Here is an 18,463-nt window from a genome sequence, read left to right as displayed (position 1 = left end):
TTAGAAATTCGCAAAAAATACAAGCCCCACAGCCACCATTTTTCCGTCTTGTTATCTGGCGTCAGGACACTAGAATAACCTCCATATTGTTACTCATTCTCTCCCAACCCCCTATATAATAGGGTTTATCCACAGAATCATTCACATTGAATAACCCTGTGAATAAACGGGGGACTATTTATCACTTACGGATGGTATAACGTGACATGAATCAAAGTCTGCTTGTTACTAAACGCGATGGCCGCCAGGAACGCATTGATCTCATAAAATTCACCGGGTCCTCGACTGGGCGGCGGAAGGACTGAACAATGTCTCCGCCTAGCAGGTCGAACTGCGCTCCCATATTCAGTTTTATGATAGCATCAGGACGTCCGATATCCATGAAACCATCATCATCAAGGCCGCAGCAGACCTGATCTCGCGCGATGCGCCAGACTACCAGTATATCGTCGCCCGCCAGGCGATCTTCCACATGCGTAAAAAAACCTACGGCCAGTTTGAGCCGCTGGAGATGGGCAAATATGACCGCCACCTGCTGGAAGATTACAGCGTTGAAGATTTAAAGCAGATGGACAGCTTTATCGACCACTGGCGCAACATAAACTTCTACCTAGCGCAGAACCGCGTCACCGGCGATATCTACGAGAGCGCGCAGTTCCTCTACATTCTGGTGGCCGCCTGCCTGTTCTCCGGCTATCCGCGCGACACGTACATGGACTATATCAAGCGCTTCTACGACGCCATCTCCACCTTCAAGATTTTGCTGCCGACGCCGATCATGTACGGCGTGCACCCCCCGACGCGCCAGTTCAGCTCCTGCATGCTGATCGAGTGCGGCGACAGCCTCGACTCCATTAACGCTACCTCCAGCGCCATCGTGAAGTACGTGTCGCAGCGCGCGGGCATCGGCATCAACGCTGGCCGCATTCGCGCGCTGGGCAGCCCGATCCGCGGCGGCGAAGCGTTTCACACCGGCTGTAGTATTCCGTTCTACAAGCATTTCCAGACAGCGGTGAAGTCCTGCTCGCAGGGCGGCGTGCACGGCGGTGCGGCGACGCTGTTCTACCCGATGTGGCATCTGGAAGTGGAAAGCCTGCTGGTGCTGAAGAACAACCGCGGCGTAGAAGCGAACCGCGTGCGTCATATGGACTACGGCGTGCAGATCAACAAGCTGATGTATCAGCACCTGCCGAAAGGCGAAGATATCACCCTGTTCAGCCCCTCAGACGTGCTGGGCCTCTATGACGCCTTCTTCGCCAATCAGGACGAATTCGAGCGTCTCTACACCAAATATGAGCAGGACGACAGCATCCGCAAACAGCGCGTGAAAGCGATCGATCTCTTCTCGCTGATGATGCAGGAGCGCACCTCCACTGGCCACATCTACATTCAGAACATCGACCACTGCAACACCCACAGCCCGTTCGACGCCAGCATCGCGCCGGTGCGCCAGTCCAACCTCTGCCTGGAGATTACGCTGCCGACCAAGCCGCTGGAAGACGTCAACGACGAAAACGGCGAAATCGCGCTCTGTACGCTGTCGGCGTTCAACCTCGGCGCTATTGAGAGCCTAGATGACCTTGACCTAGAAGAGCTGGCGAAAGAGCAAGGCGCCTGCCCGTAGTTTAACGAAACCACCGATGCGCAGGGCATTATGCCGATCGACACCTATAAAAAGGATCTCGACGACATCTGCAATGAGCCGCTGCACCTGGGCTGGGACAGCCTGCGCAACTCAACGCTGTCGGCGCTGATGCCGTCTGAAACCTTGTCGCAGATCTCCAACGCCACTAACGGCATTGAACCGCCGCGCGGCCATATCAGCATTAAGGCGTCGAAAGATGGCATTCTGCGTCAGGTGGTGCCGGAGTATGAGCGTCTGAAGGATCAGTACGAGCTGCTGTGGGAAATGCCGTCCAACGACGGCTATCTGCAGCTGGCGGGCCTGATGCAGAAGTTTATCGATCAGGCGATCTCCTCCAACACAAACTATGACCCGTCGCGCTTCGCCAACGGCAAGGTGCCGATGAAGCAGCTGCTGAAAGATCTGCTGACGGCGTACAAGTTCGGCGTCAAAACGCTCTACTATCAGAACACCCGCGACGGTGCGGAAGACGCGCAGGACGATCTGGCGCCTTCCATTCAGCATGACGGTTGCGAAAGCGGCGCTTGTAAGATTTGAGGTGGACGTCTCGCGCGATCGCATCATTAGGCGCTGCCGGACCATGAAAAGCATATTTTCATCAGCAACCTGAAGTATCAGACGCTGCTCGACTCCATTCAGGGCCGAAGCCCGAACGTGGCGCTGCCGCCGCCGATCTCTATTCCGGAACTGGAAACCTGGGAGTTCACCGAGACCATTCACTCGCGCTCGTACACCCATATCATCCGCAATATCGTCACCAATGAGCAGATCCTCGCGCGCACGCAGGATATCTCTAAGTACTACGACGATCTGATCGATATGACCAACTACTGGCATCTGCTGGGCGAAGGCACCCATCAGGTCAACGGAAAAGGCGTCACCGTCAGCGTGCACGCGCTGAAAAAGCAGCTCTATATCTGCCTGATGAGCGTCAACGTGCTGGAAGCGATCCGCTTCTACGTCAGCTTCGCCTGCTCGTTCGCCTTCGCTGAGCGCGAGCTGATAGAGGGCAACACCATGATTATTCGCCTAATCGTGCGCGACGAAGCGCTGCACCTCACCGGCACGCAGCATATGCTGAACCTGATGCGTACCGGCGAAGACGATCCAGAGATGAAAGAGATCGCCGCCGAGTGCCGCGACGAATGTTTCGATCTGTTCAAGAAGGCAGCCGAGCAAGATAAAGAGTGGGCGGAGTATCTGTTTAGCGGCGGTTCGATGGTCCGCCTGAACAAAGATATCCTGTTGTGCCAATACATCGAGTACATCACCAACATCCGCATGCAGGCGGTGGGCCTCGATCTGCCGTTCCAGACGCGCTCTAACCTGATTCCGTGGATCAACTCTTGGCTGGTGTCGGACAACGTGCAGGTGGCGCCGCAGGAAGTGGAAGTCAGCTCCTATCTGGTGGGTCAGATCGACTCGGAAGTGGGCGAAGACGACTTTAACGACTTCCAGCTGTAAAAATGAACCGTGCCATTGTTATTCTGCGCAGCTCTGGCCAGCGGCTGGAGATCGTCGCTGGTCGGGCCGAGGCCGCCGTTGACGATCAGCACATCCGCCAGCTGGCTGCGCGCCTGCAGCGTATCCACCAGCGAGGAGAGCAAATCCCCCGCCGAGCTGCGATAGGTCATCGGCAAACCCTGTTGAAACAGCAGATCCGCCAGTCAGGCGGCGTTGATATCGACGATTTGGCCGTGCAACACCTCATCCCCTGTAGACAGCATCTCGACTCTGATCACGTGTTCATCTCCTTTGGTCCGTTGCCTTACTGTAGGAAGCGCGCGGGTGAAACTCAATAGCCTATTGCGCCAAGCAGGCGCGTTTAGCTGCAGGCGATGCAGGCAAGAGCAGGAAAAAGCGGAGCAAGTGGCAAGCGGGATGGGAAAAACGGCGGAAAAGATTCCGCCGTCGAAGTCAGCCTGAGATTAACGGCGCGCCAGCAGTAGACCGAGCATCAGGCCTGCAGCGGCGCCGATGCCGATGCCCTGCCAAGGCTTCTCATGAACGTAGTCGTCCGCACGGTAGGCTGCCTGTTTCGCGCGATAGTAGTAGTGATCGGACGTATGGCTGACGTGCGATTTCACGTCTTCCAGCACCTGTTCCGCTTTGGATTTTAATTCAATGTATTTCTGATCGGTCGGATCGCCTGAGGATTTCAGCACTTCTTCCAGGGTTTCCGTTAACAGCGCCAGATCATCGTCCAGATTGGGGTCAAAAGCTTCTGTCTCTTTAACCATCGTTTCCTCCGTGTCATTGCAAAGCAGTCTTTTTAACTATAGCGGCAAAATCGCCGTTTGCAGGCGGCAGTTGCCAGGATTCGCCTGAGTTTTCCGCGCGCGAATTTCGCCAGCCTTTTTGATAAATCTGATAAATTTAAGGCGAACTGAATTTTCCCCATACCGGGCTGTCGTACACTGCTGTTATCTGCGTTTTTCACTCTTGAGCGCAGAGCAGGACAGTCACAAAACACTCGAACGCTAAGCAATAATTTCTGGCATAAATCGAAGAATATTTATGAAAGCGTCAATGGCCTTTTCCGCCGTCATCGGCATGACCGCCCTCTCTACGCTGTTTGCGCAATCAGCCTGGGCAGAAGATGGCATTGCAGACGGTACCGCCGTGCGCTTCGATTTAGAGGTTTTGAAAAAGAAAGCCGCCGCGCTGGCAAAGCAGCCCTGGGGCGGCGCGCCGGGTGCGCTGCCGGAGACGCTGGCCACCCTGACGCCGCAGGCCTATAACGAAATTCAGTACGATGCCGGCCACTCGCTGCGGAATAACATTCCCAACCGCGAACTGGACGTGCAGTTCTTCCACGTCGGCATGGGCTTCAAGCGCCGTATGCGCATGTTTTCCGTGGACGCCGACAGCCGCGAGGCGCGCGAAATCCACTTCCGCCTGGAGCTGTTCAACTACAACAACGCAAAGGTCGACACCCGCAGCTGGTGGGCAAAACCGATCTCGGCTTCGCCGGCTTCCGCGCCTTTAAAAAAACCGGAGCTGGCGCGCCGCGATATTGTCTATTTCCTCGGCGCCAGCTACTTCCACGCCGTCGACGAGACCTACCAGTACGGCCTCTCCGCACGCAGCATAGCGGTGAACACCTTCAGCAGCGGCAGCGAAGAGTTCCCCGACTTCACCGCCTTATGGTTCGAAACGCCTAAGGCGGAAGACACCACCTTCGTGGCTTACGCCCTGCTCGACGGTGCCAGCCTTACCGGTGCCGACAAGTTCACCATCCATTGCGAGGTGAAGCACGTGGTGATGGAGGTGGAAAACCATCTCTACGCGTGCAAAGAGATTCGGCAGTTGAGCATTGCGCCGATGACCAGCATGTTCAGCTGCGGCACCTACGAGCACCGCATGTGCAACACCTACCATCCGCAGATCCACGACTCCGATCGCCTGGCTATGTGGAGCGGCAGCGGCGAATGGATCGCTCGTCCGCTGAATAACCCGCAGAAGCTGCAGTTCAACGCCTACGAGGATAAGAATCCGCGCGGCTTCGGCCTGCTGCAGCTGAATCACGACGTCAAAGATTACCAGGACGTTATCGGCAGGTACGACAAGCGCCCCAGCCTGTGGGTCGAGCCGGTAGGCAAATGGGGCAAAGGCGTCATTAACCTGATGGAGATCCCCACTACCAGGGAAACGCTGGATAATATCGTCTGCTTCTGGCAGCCGGCCGAGCCGGTGAAAGTGGGCAGCGAGCTCAGCTTCGCCTACAAGCTCTACTGGAGCGGCCTGCCGCCGGTACGCCGTGGCCTAGCACGTGTCGACGCCACCCGCACCAGCATCGGCTGCTTCCCGGAGCAGTGGTGCCGTCGCTTCGCCATCGACTTTATCGGCGACGACCTGAAGGCCGCTGTGCCGAAGGTCATCGAGCCGGTGATCACACTCTCTTCTGGCACCTTCAAGCAGGTTGAGATCCTCTACGTCGAGCCGATTAACGGCTACCGCATCCTGTTTGACTGGTATCCCAACAGCGACGCCACGAAGACGGTGGATATGCGCCTGTTCCTGCGCACCAAAGAGGAAACCCTGAGCGAAACCTGGCTCTATCAGTATTTCCCGCCGCCAGCGGATCAGCGTAAATATGTCGATGACCGCCAGATGACGCCGGGCTGACAGAGAAACGGCGAGCCTGCAGGCTCGCCGTAGCCAACCACTACCAGGCCATGTAACACGCGTGGCTCAGTATCTGCGACCAAAAACGGCGAGCTTTTAGCTCGCCGTTTATTATTTGCGCATATCAATATGGGGAATATTGTCTTCCAGATAGACATCGCCGACCGTCTGAAAGCCGAGGCGTCCATAGAACGCCTGCAGGTGCGCCTGCGCCGGCCAGTGCTGTTCGCAGCTGCGCAGCGCCTGCTCCATCAGCTGGTTGCCGAGATTCATCCCATGCGCGCGGGCGGATACGATAACCCTCCCAATCGCCACTGGCGCTACCGCGTCCGCTGGCGTCAGAATACGCGTACAGGCCCACCAGCTCGTCGCCGCGCATCCCCAGAATATCGCGGTTATCCGCCACCAGCTCCTAGCCGTCAACGTCCTGATAGGCATAGCTTTGTTCAACGATAAACACGGCGCAGCGCCAGCTCGGCGTACAGCTGCCGCGCGCTCAGTTTTCGGTGGTGAAGGTCCTGCCAGTCGATCTCCATAAACTCTCCTGAAGGAAAAAAATCAGGCCCGTGGGCCTGATTTCACAAGGGTAAACGCAGTTTACATCAGCGGCTGCGCCATCTGCACCAGCGTAATCAGCGGCTGCGGATAGACACCGAGCAGCAGCACCAGAATGGCGGAGATCAGCACCACCATGCCGCCAGTGGTAAACGGCCAGTTGGCTGGCGTGTCGCGCATATGCAGCTCCGGCGGGCTGAGATAGAGGCTCACCGTAACGCGCAGATAGTAGTAGAGGCCGATGGCGCTGCCGACGACGACCGCGCCAGTCAGCCACCAGAGGCTGGCATTGACGCCGGAGGCGATCACGTAGAACTTACCGATAAAGCCGAGCGTCATCGGAATGCCCGCCAGCGACAGCATCATCACCGTCATCACCGCCGACAGGACCGGACGATGCCAGAACAGGCCGCGATAGGAGTAGAGCGAGTCCGCGTCCGGGCCGCGATAGGGGCTAGACATCAGGCTCACCACGCCGAACGCGCCGAGGCTGCTGAACAGGTAGCCTGCCAGGTAGACGCCGGCGGTCTCCAGCGACAGCTGATGGGTTTTCACCGCGATCAGCGCCACCAGCAGGTAGCCGAGGTGCGCGATAGAGGAGTAGCCCAGCAGACGCTTGATGTTGCTCTGCGAAATCGCCATGAGGTTACCGAACAAAATCGACACAAAGGCGATCAGGCCGAGCACAGTGCGCACCGCCTCGCTGTCGGTCAGCGGCGCGTACATAAACAGACGCATAATCACGCCGAAGATGGCGATCTTGCTGGCGGTGGCGAGGAAGGTCGACACCGGCGCCGGCGCGCCCTGATAGACATCTGGCGTCCAGAGATGGAACGGCACCAGCGATAGCTTAAAGCCAAGGCCGATAATCATCATTCCCAGACCCACCAGCAGCAGCGGCTGCTGGATCATGACGTCGTTCAGGCTCTCGCCCAGCTTCACGAAGCTCAGAATGCCGGAGTCGGCATAGACCAGCGCAATGCCGAACAACAGGAAGGAAGAGGCAGCCGCCGACAGAATGGTGTACTTCAGCGCCGCTTCCAGCGAGCGCTTCTGGCGGAAGGCGTAGCCGATCAGACCGAACAACGGCAGTGACAGCAGTTCGACGCTGATAAACAGCGACGCCAGATGGTTGGCGCTCGCCAGTACGATGCCGCCCAGCGCGGCAATCAGTACCAGCAGATAGAACTCATCCTTGTTGTCCGGGAAGCCAGCCAGCCAGGGATAGGCGAAGGTACAGGTCGCCAGGCTCGCCAGCAGCACCAGCGCGGTATAGAACATGGAGTAGGAATCGACGCGCATCAGCGGCGTCACGTCCATCGCGCCCGCTTGTGCCACAAACCAGAGTGAGACCAGTGCCAGGTTCAGCCCAACCACCGTCAGCGTAGCGTTGACAAAGTGATTGCGTCGCCAGGCAATGGACAGCATCACCACCACCACCGTCAATCCGACGATCAACAGCGGCAGTAACGCGATCAGTTGTTGCAGGGTTATTGTCATGCGAATTACGGCCTTGTAGTTGAAATTGAAGCGGTAAACCATTGCTGAATATTGCTCATGGCAGCATGGGAGGTATCCAGAATCGGCTGCGGATAAACGCCCAGCAGCACTAGCAGTACCACTAGCACCATGATCATTAAGAACTCGCGCGCCGACATGCCCGGCAGCGGCGTGGTTGATTTCGCCTCGCCGTAGTAGGCGCGCTGCATCATGATCAGCGAGTAAACCGAGGCGAACACCAGGCCGAAGGTGGCGATAACGATAATCACTGGCACCACCTGGAAACTGCCCGTCAGGATCATAAACTCGCCGGCGAAGTTGCCGGTGCCCGGCATACCGAGGTTGGCCACCGCAAAGAACAGTGACAGGCCCGGCATCCACTTGATGCGCGACCAGAGGCCGCCCATCTGACACATATCACGCGTGTGCAGGCGCTCATAGAGCTGGCCGCATAGGATAAACAGCGCCGCAGTGGAGAGACCGTGGGCGATCATCTGCACCACCGCGCCCTGGAAAGCGAGCTGGCTGCCGGTGTAGATGGCGATCAGCACGAAGCCCATGTGCGAAATCGAGGTGTAGGCGATCAGGCGTTTGATGTCGGTCTGCGAGAAGGCCATCCAGGCGCCGTAGAAGATGCCGATAATGCCCAGCCACATGGAGATCGGCGCGAACTCCGCCGAGGCGTTGGGGAACAGCGGCAGGCTGAAGCGCAGCAGGCCGTAGGCCGCCGTTTTCAGCAGGATGCCAGCGAGGTCCACCGAACCAGCGGTCGGCGCCTGGCCGTGCGCGTCCGGCAGCCAGCCGTGCAGCGGCACCACCGGCATTTTTACCGCGAAGGCGATAAAGAAGCCTAGCATCAGCATATATTCCACCGTGTGCGACATCGGCGTTTTCAGCAGCTGCTTGTAGTTAAAGGTCCAGACGCCGGTGGCGTTATAGTGGACGAACACCAGCGCCAGAATCGCAATCAGCATCACCAAGCCCGACGCCTGCGTGTAGATGAAGAACTTGGTCGCTGCGGTGATGCGGGTTTTCCCGTCGGATGCCTTATGTCCCCAGAGCGCGATGAGGAAGTACATCGGCACTAGCATCATCTCCCAGAAGAAGAAGAACAGGAACATGTCGATAGAGAGGAACACGCCGATGACGCCGCCCAGGATCCACATCAGGTTGAGGTGGAAAAAGCCCCGATATTTTTCGATTTCGTTCCAGGAGCAGAGCACCGCCATCAGGCCGAGCAGGCCGGTCAGCACCACCATCAGCAGCGACAGGCCATCCAGCGCCAAATGGAAATTGATGCCGAAGCGCGGGATCCAGGATACAGCAAACTCCGACTGCCACTGCGGCATACCGGCCGCCAGCGTCAGTGAATAGCCGCCCTGCAGCCAGAGCTGCAGCGAGAGCGCCAGCGTCAGGCCCATGGTGATCAGAGCAATCCAGCGCAGCGTTTTCGCGCCGAGGCGCTCAGCCAGCCAGCAAAGCAGGCCGCCGACGAAGGGGATAACTATTAGCCAAGGTAATAACACGGGGTTCTTCCCTTTTTGTTGCCTGTAGAGGGGCTATCATGCTGACCATCTTTTCTCTGGCAGCGCGCGCAATCTTCACGTATTTCCGTACGATCCGGCTGCGATACGCAGGCGGCGACAAAACGGGCTGCGCCGATAGCGCCCTTATAGCAGGCATTTTTTTACATTCTTGACCTGGGGCGGCTCGGCGAGCCGCCCCGCTCATCAACCTTAAACAACCAGCATCAGCGCCAGCACCACCACGGCACCCACGCTCATTGAAGTGACGTACCAGCGCAGGTAGCCATTCTCGCTGACCACCAGGCATTTGTTAGCGATACGCGACACTAGCGCCAGCAGGTTCATCACCGCATTCAGCGGATCGCGCTGCAACAGCCAGGCAATGCCGAGATAGGGCTTCACGAACACCTTGTCATACAGCCAGTCGAAGCCCCATGCGGCGAACCACCAAGTGCCGAAGAAGCGACCCGGCGTGCTGTTGGCGACGCGGCTCACCAGCTCACGTTTGCCCAGCCAGAGCGCGGCGGCGATCAGAATGCCGACCACGGCCACGACGCCAGAGGCGATCTCCAGACCAACCTTGCCCGCTTCGCCCGTTTCGCTGTGCGGCAGCACCGTTGCCAGCGGCGGTGTAATCAGTGCGCCAACAAAGGTCGAGAGCACCAACAGTACAATCAGCGGCAGGTGATGAGTGATGCCTTTGCCCGCATGCGCATGGATCTGCTCTTTACCGTGAAACACGATAAAGATCATGCGGAAGGTATAGATTGAGGTCAGGAAGGTGCCTACCAGGCCCGCCACCATCAGATTGATATGGCCGCTCGCCAGCGCGCCAAACAGAATCTCATCTTTACTGTAGAAGCCCGCCGTCACCAGTGGCAACGCCGCCAGCGCTGCGCCGCCCACCAGGAAGCAGGCGTAAACCAGCGGAATGCTCTTGCGCAGGCCGCCCATTTTGAAGATGTTCTGTTCGTGGTGGCAGGCGAGGATCACCGAACCAGACGAGAGGAACAGCAGCGCTTTAAAGAAGGCGTGCGTCATCAGATGGAAAATCGCCGCATCCCACGCCTGAACGCCAAGCGCCAGGAACATGTAGCCGATCTGGCTCATGGTCGAGTAGGCGAGCACACGCTTGATGTTGGTCTGCACCAGCGCGGCGAAGCCCGCCAGCACCAGCGTGACTGCGCCGATGATGCCCGCTAGGCGCAGCACTTCCGGCGTCAGCAGGAACAGGCCGTGGCTGCAGGCTATCAGGTAGACGCCTGCCGTTACCATGGTCGCGGCGTGGATCAGAGCCGACACCGGCGTCGGACCCGCCATCGCGTCTGCCAGCCAGGTCTGCAACGGCAGCTGCGCCGATTTACCGACCGCGCCGCCCAGCAGCATCAGCGTCGCCCACTGCAGCATATGGTTGTCCGCCGCAAAGTGCTGTGGCGCCAGCTCCATCATCTCGCGGAAGTTAAGCGTGCCCAGTTCGTTGTAGAGGATAAACAGCGCAAAGGCGAGGAAGACGTCGCCGACGCGGGTGATGATAAAGGCCTTCATCGCCGCTTTGCCGTTGTCCGGATTGCTGTAGTAGAAGCCGATCAGCAGATAGGAGCACAGCCCTACCCCTTCCCAGCCGAGATACATCAGTATCAGGTTATCCGCCAGCACCAGCACCACCATGCTTGCGATAAACAGGTTGGTATAGGCAAAGAAGCGGGAGTAGCCCTCTTCGCCGCGCATATACCAGGAGGCGAACATGTGAATAAAGAAGCCTACCCCGGTAACCACCGACAGCATGGTCAACGATAGGCCGTCAAGCGCCAGGTTGACCTTGATATCGAAGTTGCCGACCTGCATCCAAGTCCAGAGCGCTTGGGTAAAGGGCTGCTGACCGCTGGCGAAAAAGTCGATGCTGACGTAAAGCGTCACCAGCGCCGCCAGGCCTACCGAGCCCATGCCGATCGCGGCCGACAGGTTCTCAGACCAGCGGCCACGGGAAAACGCTAACAGCAGAAAGCCGATAAGCGAGAACAGAATGGTTAAATAGAGAAGAGTCATCCGCGCATCTCGCTCACAGTATCAATGTTAAGCGTCTGACGACGACGATAGAGCTGGAGCAGCAGCGCCAGGCAGATGCTGGCTTCGGCGGCCGCCAGGCTGATTGCCAGGATATACATCACCTGTCCATCCGCCTGGCCCCAGTAGCTGCCCGCCACGACCAGCGCCAGCGTGGCCGCGTTGATCATGATCTCAAGGCCGATCAGCATAAACAGCAGGTTGCGGCGCAACACCAGTGATGTCAGTCCAAGGACAAACAGCACGGCTGCCAGAATTAAGCCGTGTTGTAACGGTATCATGCGAGCTCCTCCTTATTCGCGTCGCGATTGCTCAGCACTTCGCCCTGACGATCTTCGCGTCCGACGTGGAATGCGACCACCAGACCGGCCAGCAGCAGCATCGACGCCAGCTCAACCGCCAGCACGTAAGGGCCAAACAGGCTGATGCCCACCGCTTTCGCATCGATGACATTGCCGTCGATGCCCTGGTCGTTGGCGGTCAGGATGGCGTAGACCATCACTACCAGCAGCAGCAGCGACACGATGCCCGGGCCGATCCACAGCGACGGCTGCAGCCACTCGCGCTCCTGTTTCATGGTGGCGTTGCCCATGTTGAGCATCATCACCACAAAGACGAACAGCACCATAATGGCGCCGGCGTAGACGATGATCTCCAGCGCGCCGGCGAAGTAGGCACCCAAGGAGAAAAAGACGCCTGCAACCGACAGCAGCAACACGATAAGGTACAGCAGCGCATGCACCGGGTTGATGTGGGTGATAACGCGCAGCGTCGTCACTATCGCCACCAGTCCGCAAAGATAAAACGCAAATTCCATGCTTGGCTCCTTAAGGTAACAAGCTTTTGACGTCGATAGGTTTGGCTTCGTTTTCCGCGTCGCCCTTCTCTTTCCCGTTGATCGCCATACCTGCCATGCGGTAGAAGTTATATTCCGGGTATTTGCCCGGCCCGGAGATCAGTAGATCCTCTTTCTCATACACAAGATCCTGACGCTTGAACTCGCCCAGCTCAAAGTCGGGTGTCAGCTGGATCGCAGTGGTCGGGCACGCCTCTTCGCACATGCCGCAAAAGATGCAGCGCGAGAAGTTAATGCGGAAAAATTCCGGATACCAGCGGCCATCTTTCATCTCCGCCTTCTGCAGCGAAATGCAGCCGACCGGACAAGCGACGGCGCAGAGGTTGCAGGCGACGCAGCGCTCTTCGCCGTCTGGATCGCGCGTCAGCACAATGCGACCGCGATAGCGTGGCGGCAGGTAGACCGGCTCTTCCGGGTACATCTGGGTTTCGCGCTTGGCGAAGGCGTGCATGCCTATCATCCAGATACTGCGCACTGTCGTGCCGAAGCCAACGACAATATCTTTTAACGTCATTTCACAACCCCTTACTGCGCGTTGTACAGAATCACTGCGGCGGTAGCCAGCAGGTTCAACAGCGTCAACGGCAGACAAACTTTCCAGCCGAACGACAGCACTTGGTCATAGCGCGGACGCGGAAGCGCAGCGCGAATCAGGATAAACATCACCATAAAGAACGCCGTTTTCAGGGCGAACCAGATAAACGGCGGCAGGAACTGGCCGTGCCAGCCACCGAAAAACAGCGTCACGATCAGCGCCGACACCGTGGTGATGGCCACATATTCGCCTACGAAGAACAGGCCGAACTTCATCCCGGCATATTCGATATGGTAGCCGTCCGCCAGCTCCTGCTCCGCTTCCGGCTGGTCAAACGGGTGGCGGTGACAAACCGCTACGCCCGCGATGCAGAAGGTGAGAAAGCCGAAGAACTGCGGGATGATGTTCCACAGGTGCGCCTGGCTCTCGACGATGGCGTTCATGTTGAACGAGCCCGCCTGCGCCACCACGCCCATCAGCGACAGACCGAGAAAAACTTCGTAGCTCAGCGTCTGCGCCGAGGCGCGCATTGCGCCCAGCAGCGAGTATTTGTTGTTGCTCGACCAGCCGGCGAACAGCACGGCGTAAACCGCCAGGCCCGCCATCATCAGGAAAAAGAGCACCCCGATGTTGAGATCTGTCACCATCCAGGTCGGTGAAACCGGCACGATGGCGAACGCCAGCAGCAGCGACACAAAGGCGATAACCGGCGCCAGGATAAAGATAAAGCGGTCGGTAAACGGCGGGACCCAGTCCTCTTTAAAGAACATTTTGATCATGTCCGCCGCCAGCTGCAGCGAGCCGCCCCAGCCTACGCGGTTCGGCCCGTAGCGGTTCTGCCACAGGCTGAGCAAGCGGCGTTCGGCGAAGCTCATAAAGGCGCCGCAGGCCACCACGACCAGCAGAATGACGATCGCCTTCACCACGGTCAGGATGATGTCGATAACGTCCGGTGTCAGCCAGCTCATTGCGCCGCCTCCTGCAGTTTGTCAATGTGCGCGCCCGCGAGGAACGGCGGAATGCCCGGCATACCCAGCGGCAGGCCAATCTGCCCCGGCTGCAGCGCGCTGGAGAAGCGCACCGGCAGACGCAGGATTTCGCCCGAGCAGGTGAACTCCACGGCGGCGCCTTCTTTAACGCCCAGCTTCGCCGCATCCTGCTGGCTGATCACCAGCATCGGCTGCGCCATGTGTTTCTGGAACACCGGCGAACGCTGCGTCATCTCTTCGCTGCCGAACAGCTGGTAGTAAGGCGCTACGCGCCACTGCTCGCCACCGACAAAGGCGGTCGGCACCTGCGTGAACCACGGCAGCGCCGCGTCGCCCGCTTCGAACAGGCGCACGCCCGGGTCGCCGTTGCGCAGCTTGCCGCCCACTTCGGCTTGGAATTTGTTCCACGCCTGCGGGGAGTTCCAGCCTGGCGCCCAGGCAAAAGGGATCTGCGAACGCGGCGCGCTCGGCTGGTTGTTGCCCTCCATGGAGAAGGCGAACATGGTGTCCTGGTCCTGCGGCTGACGCGGCTCGTGCACGCTGATATTGGCACGCGCGGCGGTGCGTCCGCTGGAGCGGTTCGGCGAACGCGCCAGTTTTTGCCCGCGGATGCGGAAGCTGGCGTCCGGCGCGGCGTCCTTGATGCCTTTCAGCTGCGGCAGCTTCGCCACCACGGCGTCGATAACGTGATCCAGCTGCGTCCAGTCGATGTGACGGCTCTCCAGCGTACTGTGCAGCGAGTGCAGCCAGCGCCAGCTCTCCAGCATCACGATGCTGTTGTCATAGTAGGCGGGATCGTAAACTTGGAAGAAGCGCTGCGCGCGGCCTTCGTGGTTGATCGAGGTGCCGTTGCTTTCGGCGAAGCTGGCGGTGGAGAGCACCAAGCCCGCCTTTTCCAGGGTCGCAGTGCGCTGATGATCGACCACAATCACGCCGGAGGTGTTAGCCAGCGCGGCATCCACCTGCGCCTTCGGCGCGTGACGGTAAAGGTCGTTCTCCAGCACCACCACGGCATCCGCTTCGCCGCGGCCCAGCTGCTCCAGCGCACTGTCGAGCGTATTGCCGCCCATCAGGCCCAGACCCATGCTATTTGCCGCGCCCGCCAGCAGCGTAATGCCGACGTCGGCGCCGCGCGCCTTCAGCGCTTTGGCGACGTTGGCCGCCGCTTCGATCATCGCCGTGCTGCCCGAGTGGGTGCCGGAAATAATCAGCGGCTTTTTCGCGCCGGCCAGCGCCTGCACCACCACGTCCAGCTTGCCACGCAGGCTGCTGTCGAAGTCGCTGACCGCAGGCGCGGCGTTATCCAGCGTGCTGGCGATGGCGAAGCCGAGACGCGCCTGATCTTCGACCGGTGCGCGGTAGCTCCAGGCGGCGATATCGTCGAGGCGGGTTTCGTCGATGTTGGTGACGAACAGCGGATGTTTGGCGTGCTGGCCAATGTTCATTATTGCCGCAATCTGCCAGTCGGCAACTTTCTGCGCCGCGGCCATATCACGCGCTTTGCCTTTCACCGCCTGACGCACAGAGAGCGCCACGCGCGCGCCGATCTGGGTGAGGTCTTCGCCCAGCACCAGCACCGCGTCGTAGCTTTCCATCTCGCGCAGCGACGGCGTGTAGAGGTTGCTTTCGCGCAGCACCTTCAGCATCAGCTCGAGACGCTGCTGCTCGCCCATCGGCATGCCGGTAGAAAAGTTTTCCGCCCCGACCAGTTCGCGCAGCGCGAAGTTGCTTTCAATGCTGGCGCGCGGCGAGCCGATGCCGATGACGCGCTTCGCCTGACGCAGCGTGTCGGCGGCGGCGTTGACCGCCTGTCCCGCATTCAGCTGCACCCAGTCGTTGCCGCGCAGCTGCAGCGGGTGACGTGGACGATCTTTGCGGTTGACGTAGCCGTAGCCGAAGCGTCCGCGGTCGCAGAGGAAATAGTGGTTGACCGTGCCGTTATAGCGGTTCTCGATACGGCGCAGTTCGCCATAGCGCTCGCCGGGGCTGGTGTTACAGCCGACGCTGCACTGCTGGCAGATGCTCGGCGCAAACTGCATATCCCATTTACGGTTATAGCGCTCGGAGTGGGTTTTGTCGGTAAAGACGCCGGTCGGGCAGATCTCCACCAGGTTGCCGGAGAATTCGCTCTCCAGCGTGCCCTCTTCCGGACGGCCGAAATAGACGTTGTCGTGCGCGCCGTAGACGCCCAGATCTTTGCCGTCGGCATAATCTTTGTAGTAGCGCACGCAGCGATAGCAGGCGATACAGCGGTTCATCTCGTGGGAGATAAAGGGGCCGAGATCCTGATTCTGGTGGGTACGCTTGGTGAAGCGGTAGCGGCGGAAGCTATGGCCGGTCATCACCGTCATATCCTGCAGGTGGCAGTTGCCGCCCTCTTCGCACACCGGACAGTCGTGCGGGTGGTTGGTCATCAGCCACTCCACCACGCTTTCGCGAAACTCTTTCGCTTCGCCATCGTCGATAGAGATAAAGGTGCCGTCGGAGGCCGGCGTCATGCAGGACATGACGAGACGGCCGCGGGTATCTTCGGCATTCTGGAATTGCTTCACCGCGCACTGGCGGCAAGCCCCGACGCTGCCCAGCGCCGGATGCCAGCAAAAATAAGGAATATCAAGGCCCAGAGAGAGACACGCCTGCAGCAGGTTGTCCGCTCCGTTCACATCATATTCTTTACCGTCTACATGGATTGTAGCCATATTGAACATACTTCCGTAAGGCTCGTCGAGGACGAACGTTAATCATATTCTTGCCCCGCGCAGCGCGGGGCAGCGGCGCAGGGCCGGTTCCGTGTGCTGCGGCGAATTACCAGCGCGCCTTCAGCAGGTTAGGCTGAATACCACCAATCGCGCGGGTATTGCCAAAGACCTGCGGTGCCATGCCGGCTTCAAACTCTTCACGGAAATATTTAATTGCACTCTGCAGCGACTCCACCGCGCCAGGCGCGTGGGCGCAGAAGGTTTTGCCTGGGCCGAGCTGGCGGCAAAGCTGTAGCAGGGTTTCGATATCCCCCGGTTGTCCTTTTCTCTGCTCCAGCGCGCGCAGGATCTTCACGCTCCACGGCAGGCCGTCGCGGCACGGCGTACACCAGCCGCACGACTCGCGCGCGAAAAACTCTTCCAGGTTGCGCACCAGCGACACCATATTGATCTTGTGGTCGACCGCCATCGCCAGCGCGGTGCCGAGACGGCTGCCCGCTTTGCCGATGCTGGCGAACTCCATCGGCAGGTCGAGGTGCTGCTCGATGAGGAAGTCGGTGCCCGCGCCGCCCGGCTGCCAGGCTTTGAAGCGCAGCCCGTCGCGCATGCCGCCAGCGTAGTCTTCCAGGATCTCGCGCGCGGTGATGCCGAACGGCAGCTCCCACACACCCGGATTTTTCACCCGGCCGGAGAAGCCCATCATCTTAGTGCCGGCGTCTTCGCTTTTCGACAGCCCCTTGTACCACTCGACGCCGTTGGCGAGGATCGCCGGCACGTTGGAGAGGGTTTCCGCATTGTTAACGCAGGTCGGCTTGCCCCAGGCGCCGGCGCTCGCCGGGAACGGCGGCTTGGAGCGCGGGTTAGCGCGACGCCCTTCCAGCGAGTTGATCAGCGCCGTCTCTTCGCCGCAAATGTATCGGCCCGCGCCGGTGTGCACGATCAGCTCGAAGTCGAAGCCGGTACCGAGAATGTTTTTGCCGAGAAAGCCCGCTTCGGTCGCCTCGACGATAGCGCGGCGCAGGTGCACCGCCGCTTCGATATACTCGCCTCGCAGGAAGATGTAGCCGCGATAGGCTTTCAGGGCGAAGGCGCTGATCAGCATACCTTCCACCAGCTGGTGCGGCATCTGCTCCATCAGCAGACGGTCTTTATAGGTGCCCGGCTCCATCTCATCGGCGTTGCACAGCAGGTAGCGAATGTTCATAGATTCGTCTTTCGGCATCAGGCTCCACTTCAGTCCGGTGGAGAAGCCCGCGCCGCCGCGCCCTTTCAGGCCGGAGTCTTTTACCAGCGCCACGATCTCATCAGGCGCCATGCCGTTAAGCGCTTTCTCCGCGCCGGCGTAGCCGTTTTTGCTGCGATACTCCTCAAACCACACCGGCTGCTGGTCGTCGCGCATGCGCCAGGTGAGCGGATGGGTTTCCGCAGTACGAATGATCTGCTTGATGGTCATTGATACTGCTCCAGTAGCGAGGCAATGCCTTCCGGCGTCAGATGAACGTGGGTGTCTTCATCCACCATCATGGTCGGCCCTTTGTCGCAGTTGCCCAGGCAGCAGGTCGGCAGCAGCGTAAAGCGTCCGTCCGCCGTGGTCTGGCCCGGATTAATGTTCAGGTTCTGCTCCAGCGCCGCCTGAATGCCCTGATAGCCGGTGATGTGGCACACCACGCTGTCGCAATAACGGATCACGTGGCGGCCAACCGGCTGGCGGAAAATCTGGCTGTAAAAGGTGGCGACCCCTTCGACGTCGCTGGCCGGAATGCCCAGCACCTTGGCGATGGCGTTGATGGCACCGTCCGGCACCCAGCCGCGCTGCTTCTGCACGATCTTCAGCGCCTCAATCGACGCCGCGCGCACATCTTCATAGTGGTGTTTTTCGTGCTCGATAGCGTGGTGCTCTTCCGCGCTCAGCACGAAGACCTCGTTGGGGTCGATCGTACGAATGGCAATTTTTTGATCGTGCATA

At 59.3% G+C, this 18,463-nt stretch carries 12 protein-coding genes and 4 pseudogenes; 3 read left to right on the top strand and 13 right to left on the bottom strand.

The genetic code is table 11. The features are described 5' to 3' along the window. Positions 1 to 206: 206 nt before the first annotated feature. Both nrdA and nrdB read left to right on the top strand, forming a co-directional pair. Positions 207 to 2,182 (top strand): annotated as a pseudogene (gene nrdA, locus EIO60_RS10930) (class 1a ribonucleoside-diphosphate reductase subunit alpha). Then, positions 2,181 to 3,109: pseudogene (gene nrdB / locus EIO60_RS10925) on the top strand (class Ia ribonucleoside-diphosphate reductase subunit beta); the annotation flags it as partial. The pseudogenes nrdA and nrdB, both read left to right, overlap by 2 nt. Here the strand turns inward: nrdB and EIO60_RS10920 are convergent. Then, positions 3,100 to 3,312 (bottom strand): annotated as a pseudogene (locus tag EIO60_RS10920) (molybdopterin-binding protein); the annotation flags it as partial. The pseudogenes nrdB and EIO60_RS10920 overlap by 10 nt on opposite strands. A 261-nt stretch (positions 3,313 to 3,573) precedes the next feature. Then, positions 3,574 to 3,885 carry a stress response protein ElaB gene (gene elaB, locus EIO60_RS10915; RefSeq protein ID WP_258576819.1) on the bottom strand — a complete coding sequence of 104 codons (312 nt, stop codon included), beginning with the start codon at positions 3,883 to 3,885 and terminating at the stop codon, positions 3,574 to 3,576. Positions 3,886 to 4,162: 277 nt separating this feature from the next. Between elaB and EIO60_RS10910 the strand changes: the two genes are divergently transcribed. Continuing rightward, a complete protein-coding gene (locus EIO60_RS10910; protein ID WP_258576818.1) occupies positions 4,163 to 5,773 on the top strand; it encodes a glucan biosynthesis protein D in 1,611 nt (536 codons plus the stop codon). A gap of 111 nt (positions 5,774 to 5,884) precedes the next feature. On the opposite strand, the pseudogene EIO60_RS10905 reads toward EIO60_RS10910, so the two are convergent. The 11 genes and pseudogenes from EIO60_RS10905 to nuoE form a co-directional block, all read right to left on the bottom strand. Then, positions 5,885 to 6,309 (bottom strand): annotated as a pseudogene (locus EIO60_RS10905) (GNAT family N-acetyltransferase). A gap of 61 nt (positions 6,310 to 6,370) precedes the next feature. Continuing rightward, positions 6,371 to 7,828, bottom strand: a complete 1,458-nt coding sequence (nuoN, locus tag EIO60_RS10900) for an NADH-quinone oxidoreductase subunit NuoN (RefSeq protein ID WP_258576817.1) — start codon at positions 7,826 to 7,828, stop codon at positions 6,371 to 6,373. A 5-nt stretch (positions 7,829 to 7,833) separates the two neighbouring features. Continuing rightward, positions 7,834 to 9,354: an NADH-quinone oxidoreductase subunit M gene (gene nuoM, locus EIO60_RS10895; RefSeq protein ID WP_258576816.1), complete on the bottom strand. Its 1,521-nt coding sequence runs from the start codon at positions 9,352 to 9,354 to the stop codon at positions 7,834 to 7,836. 210 nt (positions 9,355 to 9,564) lie between these two features. Continuing rightward, positions 9,565 to 11,400: an NADH-quinone oxidoreductase subunit L gene (nuoL, locus tag EIO60_RS10890; RefSeq protein ID WP_258576815.1), complete on the bottom strand. Its 1,836-nt coding sequence runs from the start codon at positions 11,398 to 11,400 to the stop codon at positions 9,565 to 9,567. Continuing rightward, positions 11,397 to 11,699: an NADH-quinone oxidoreductase subunit NuoK gene (nuoK, locus tag EIO60_RS10885; RefSeq protein ID WP_258576814.1), complete on the bottom strand. Its 303-nt coding sequence runs from the start codon at positions 11,697 to 11,699 to the stop codon at positions 11,397 to 11,399. Before nuoK ends, nuoL begins: the two co-directional genes overlap by 4 nt. Next, entirely contained in the window at positions 11,696 to 12,235 is a 540-nt protein-coding gene (gene nuoJ, locus EIO60_RS10880) for an NADH-quinone oxidoreductase subunit J (protein ID WP_258576813.1), read from the bottom strand. The genes nuoK and nuoJ overlap by 4 nt, the downstream gene beginning before the upstream one ends. Positions 12,236 to 12,245: 10 nt before the next feature. Then, positions 12,246 to 12,788: an NADH-quinone oxidoreductase subunit NuoI gene (gene nuoI, locus EIO60_RS10875; protein WP_258576812.1), complete on the bottom strand. Its 543-nt coding sequence runs from the start codon at positions 12,786 to 12,788 to the stop codon at positions 12,246 to 12,248. Between the two features lie 11 nt (positions 12,789 to 12,799). Further along, on the bottom strand, positions 12,800 to 13,777 hold the full coding sequence (gene nuoH / locus EIO60_RS10870; protein WP_258576811.1) for an NADH-quinone oxidoreductase subunit NuoH: 978 nt from the start codon (positions 13,775 to 13,777) through the stop codon (positions 12,800 to 12,802). Beyond that, complete coding sequence (gene nuoG / locus EIO60_RS10865; RefSeq protein WP_258576810.1) at positions 13,774 to 16,497, bottom strand: NADH-quinone oxidoreductase subunit NuoG; 2,724 nt, start codon at positions 16,495 to 16,497, stop codon at positions 13,774 to 13,776. Before nuoG ends, nuoH begins: the two co-directional genes overlap by 4 nt. Positions 16,498 to 16,603: 106 nt before the next feature. Further along, on the bottom strand, positions 16,604 to 17,944 hold the full coding sequence (gene nuoF / locus EIO60_RS10860; RefSeq protein ID WP_258576954.1) for an NADH-quinone oxidoreductase subunit NuoF: 1,341 nt from the start codon (positions 17,942 to 17,944) through the stop codon (positions 16,604 to 16,606). 2 nt (positions 17,945 to 17,946) lie between these two features. Further along, positions 17,947 to 18,462, bottom strand: a complete 516-nt coding sequence (gene nuoE / locus EIO60_RS10855; protein ID WP_258576809.1) for an NADH-quinone oxidoreductase subunit NuoE — start codon at positions 18,460 to 18,462, stop codon at positions 17,947 to 17,949. Between the last annotated feature and the right edge of the window lies 1 nt (position 18,463).

It is taken from the genome of Candidatus Pantoea persica (genome assembly GCF_013753875.1).
GTDB classification, from domain to species: domain Bacteria; phylum Pseudomonadota; class Gammaproteobacteria; order Enterobacterales; family Enterobacteriaceae; genus Pantoea; species Pantoea persica.
This window is presented reverse-complemented; position numbering and strand designations above follow the sequence as displayed.

Excerpts from the sequence above, each read along its gene's own strand:
- elaB (WP_258576819.1), bottom strand. The coding sequence starts at position 3,885 with ATGGTTAAAGAGACAGAAGCTTTTGACCCCAATCTGGACGATGATCTG.
- EIO60_RS10910 (WP_258576818.1), top strand. The coding sequence starts at position 4,163 with ATGAAAGCGTCAATGGCCTTTTCCGCCGTCATCGGCATGACCGCCCTC.
- nuoN (WP_258576817.1), bottom strand. The coding sequence starts at position 7,828 with ATGACAATAACCCTGCAACAACTGATCGCGTTACTGCCGCTGTTGATC.
- nuoL (WP_258576815.1), bottom strand. The coding sequence starts at position 11,400 with ATGACTCTTCTCTATTTAACCATTCTGTTCTCGCTTATCGGCTTTCTG.
- nuoK (WP_258576814.1), bottom strand. The coding sequence starts at position 11,699 with ATGATACCGTTACAACACGGCTTAATTCTGGCAGCCGTGCTGTTTGTC.
- nuoJ (WP_258576813.1), bottom strand. The coding sequence starts at position 12,235 with ATGGAATTTGCGTTTTATCTTTGCGGACTGGTGGCGATAGTGACGACG.
- nuoI (WP_258576812.1), bottom strand. The coding sequence starts at position 12,788 with ATGACGTTAAAAGATATTGTCGTTGGCTTCGGCACGACAGTGCGCAGT.
- nuoH (WP_258576811.1), bottom strand. The coding sequence starts at position 13,777 with ATGAGCTGGCTGACACCGGACGTTATCGACATCATCCTGACCGTGGTG.
- nuoG (WP_258576810.1), bottom strand. The coding sequence starts at position 16,497 with ATGGCTACAATCCATGTAGACGGTAAAGAATATGATGTGAACGGAGCG.
- nuoE (WP_258576809.1), bottom strand. The coding sequence starts at position 18,462 with ATGCACGATCAAAAAATTGCCATTCGTACGATCGACCCCAACGAGGTC.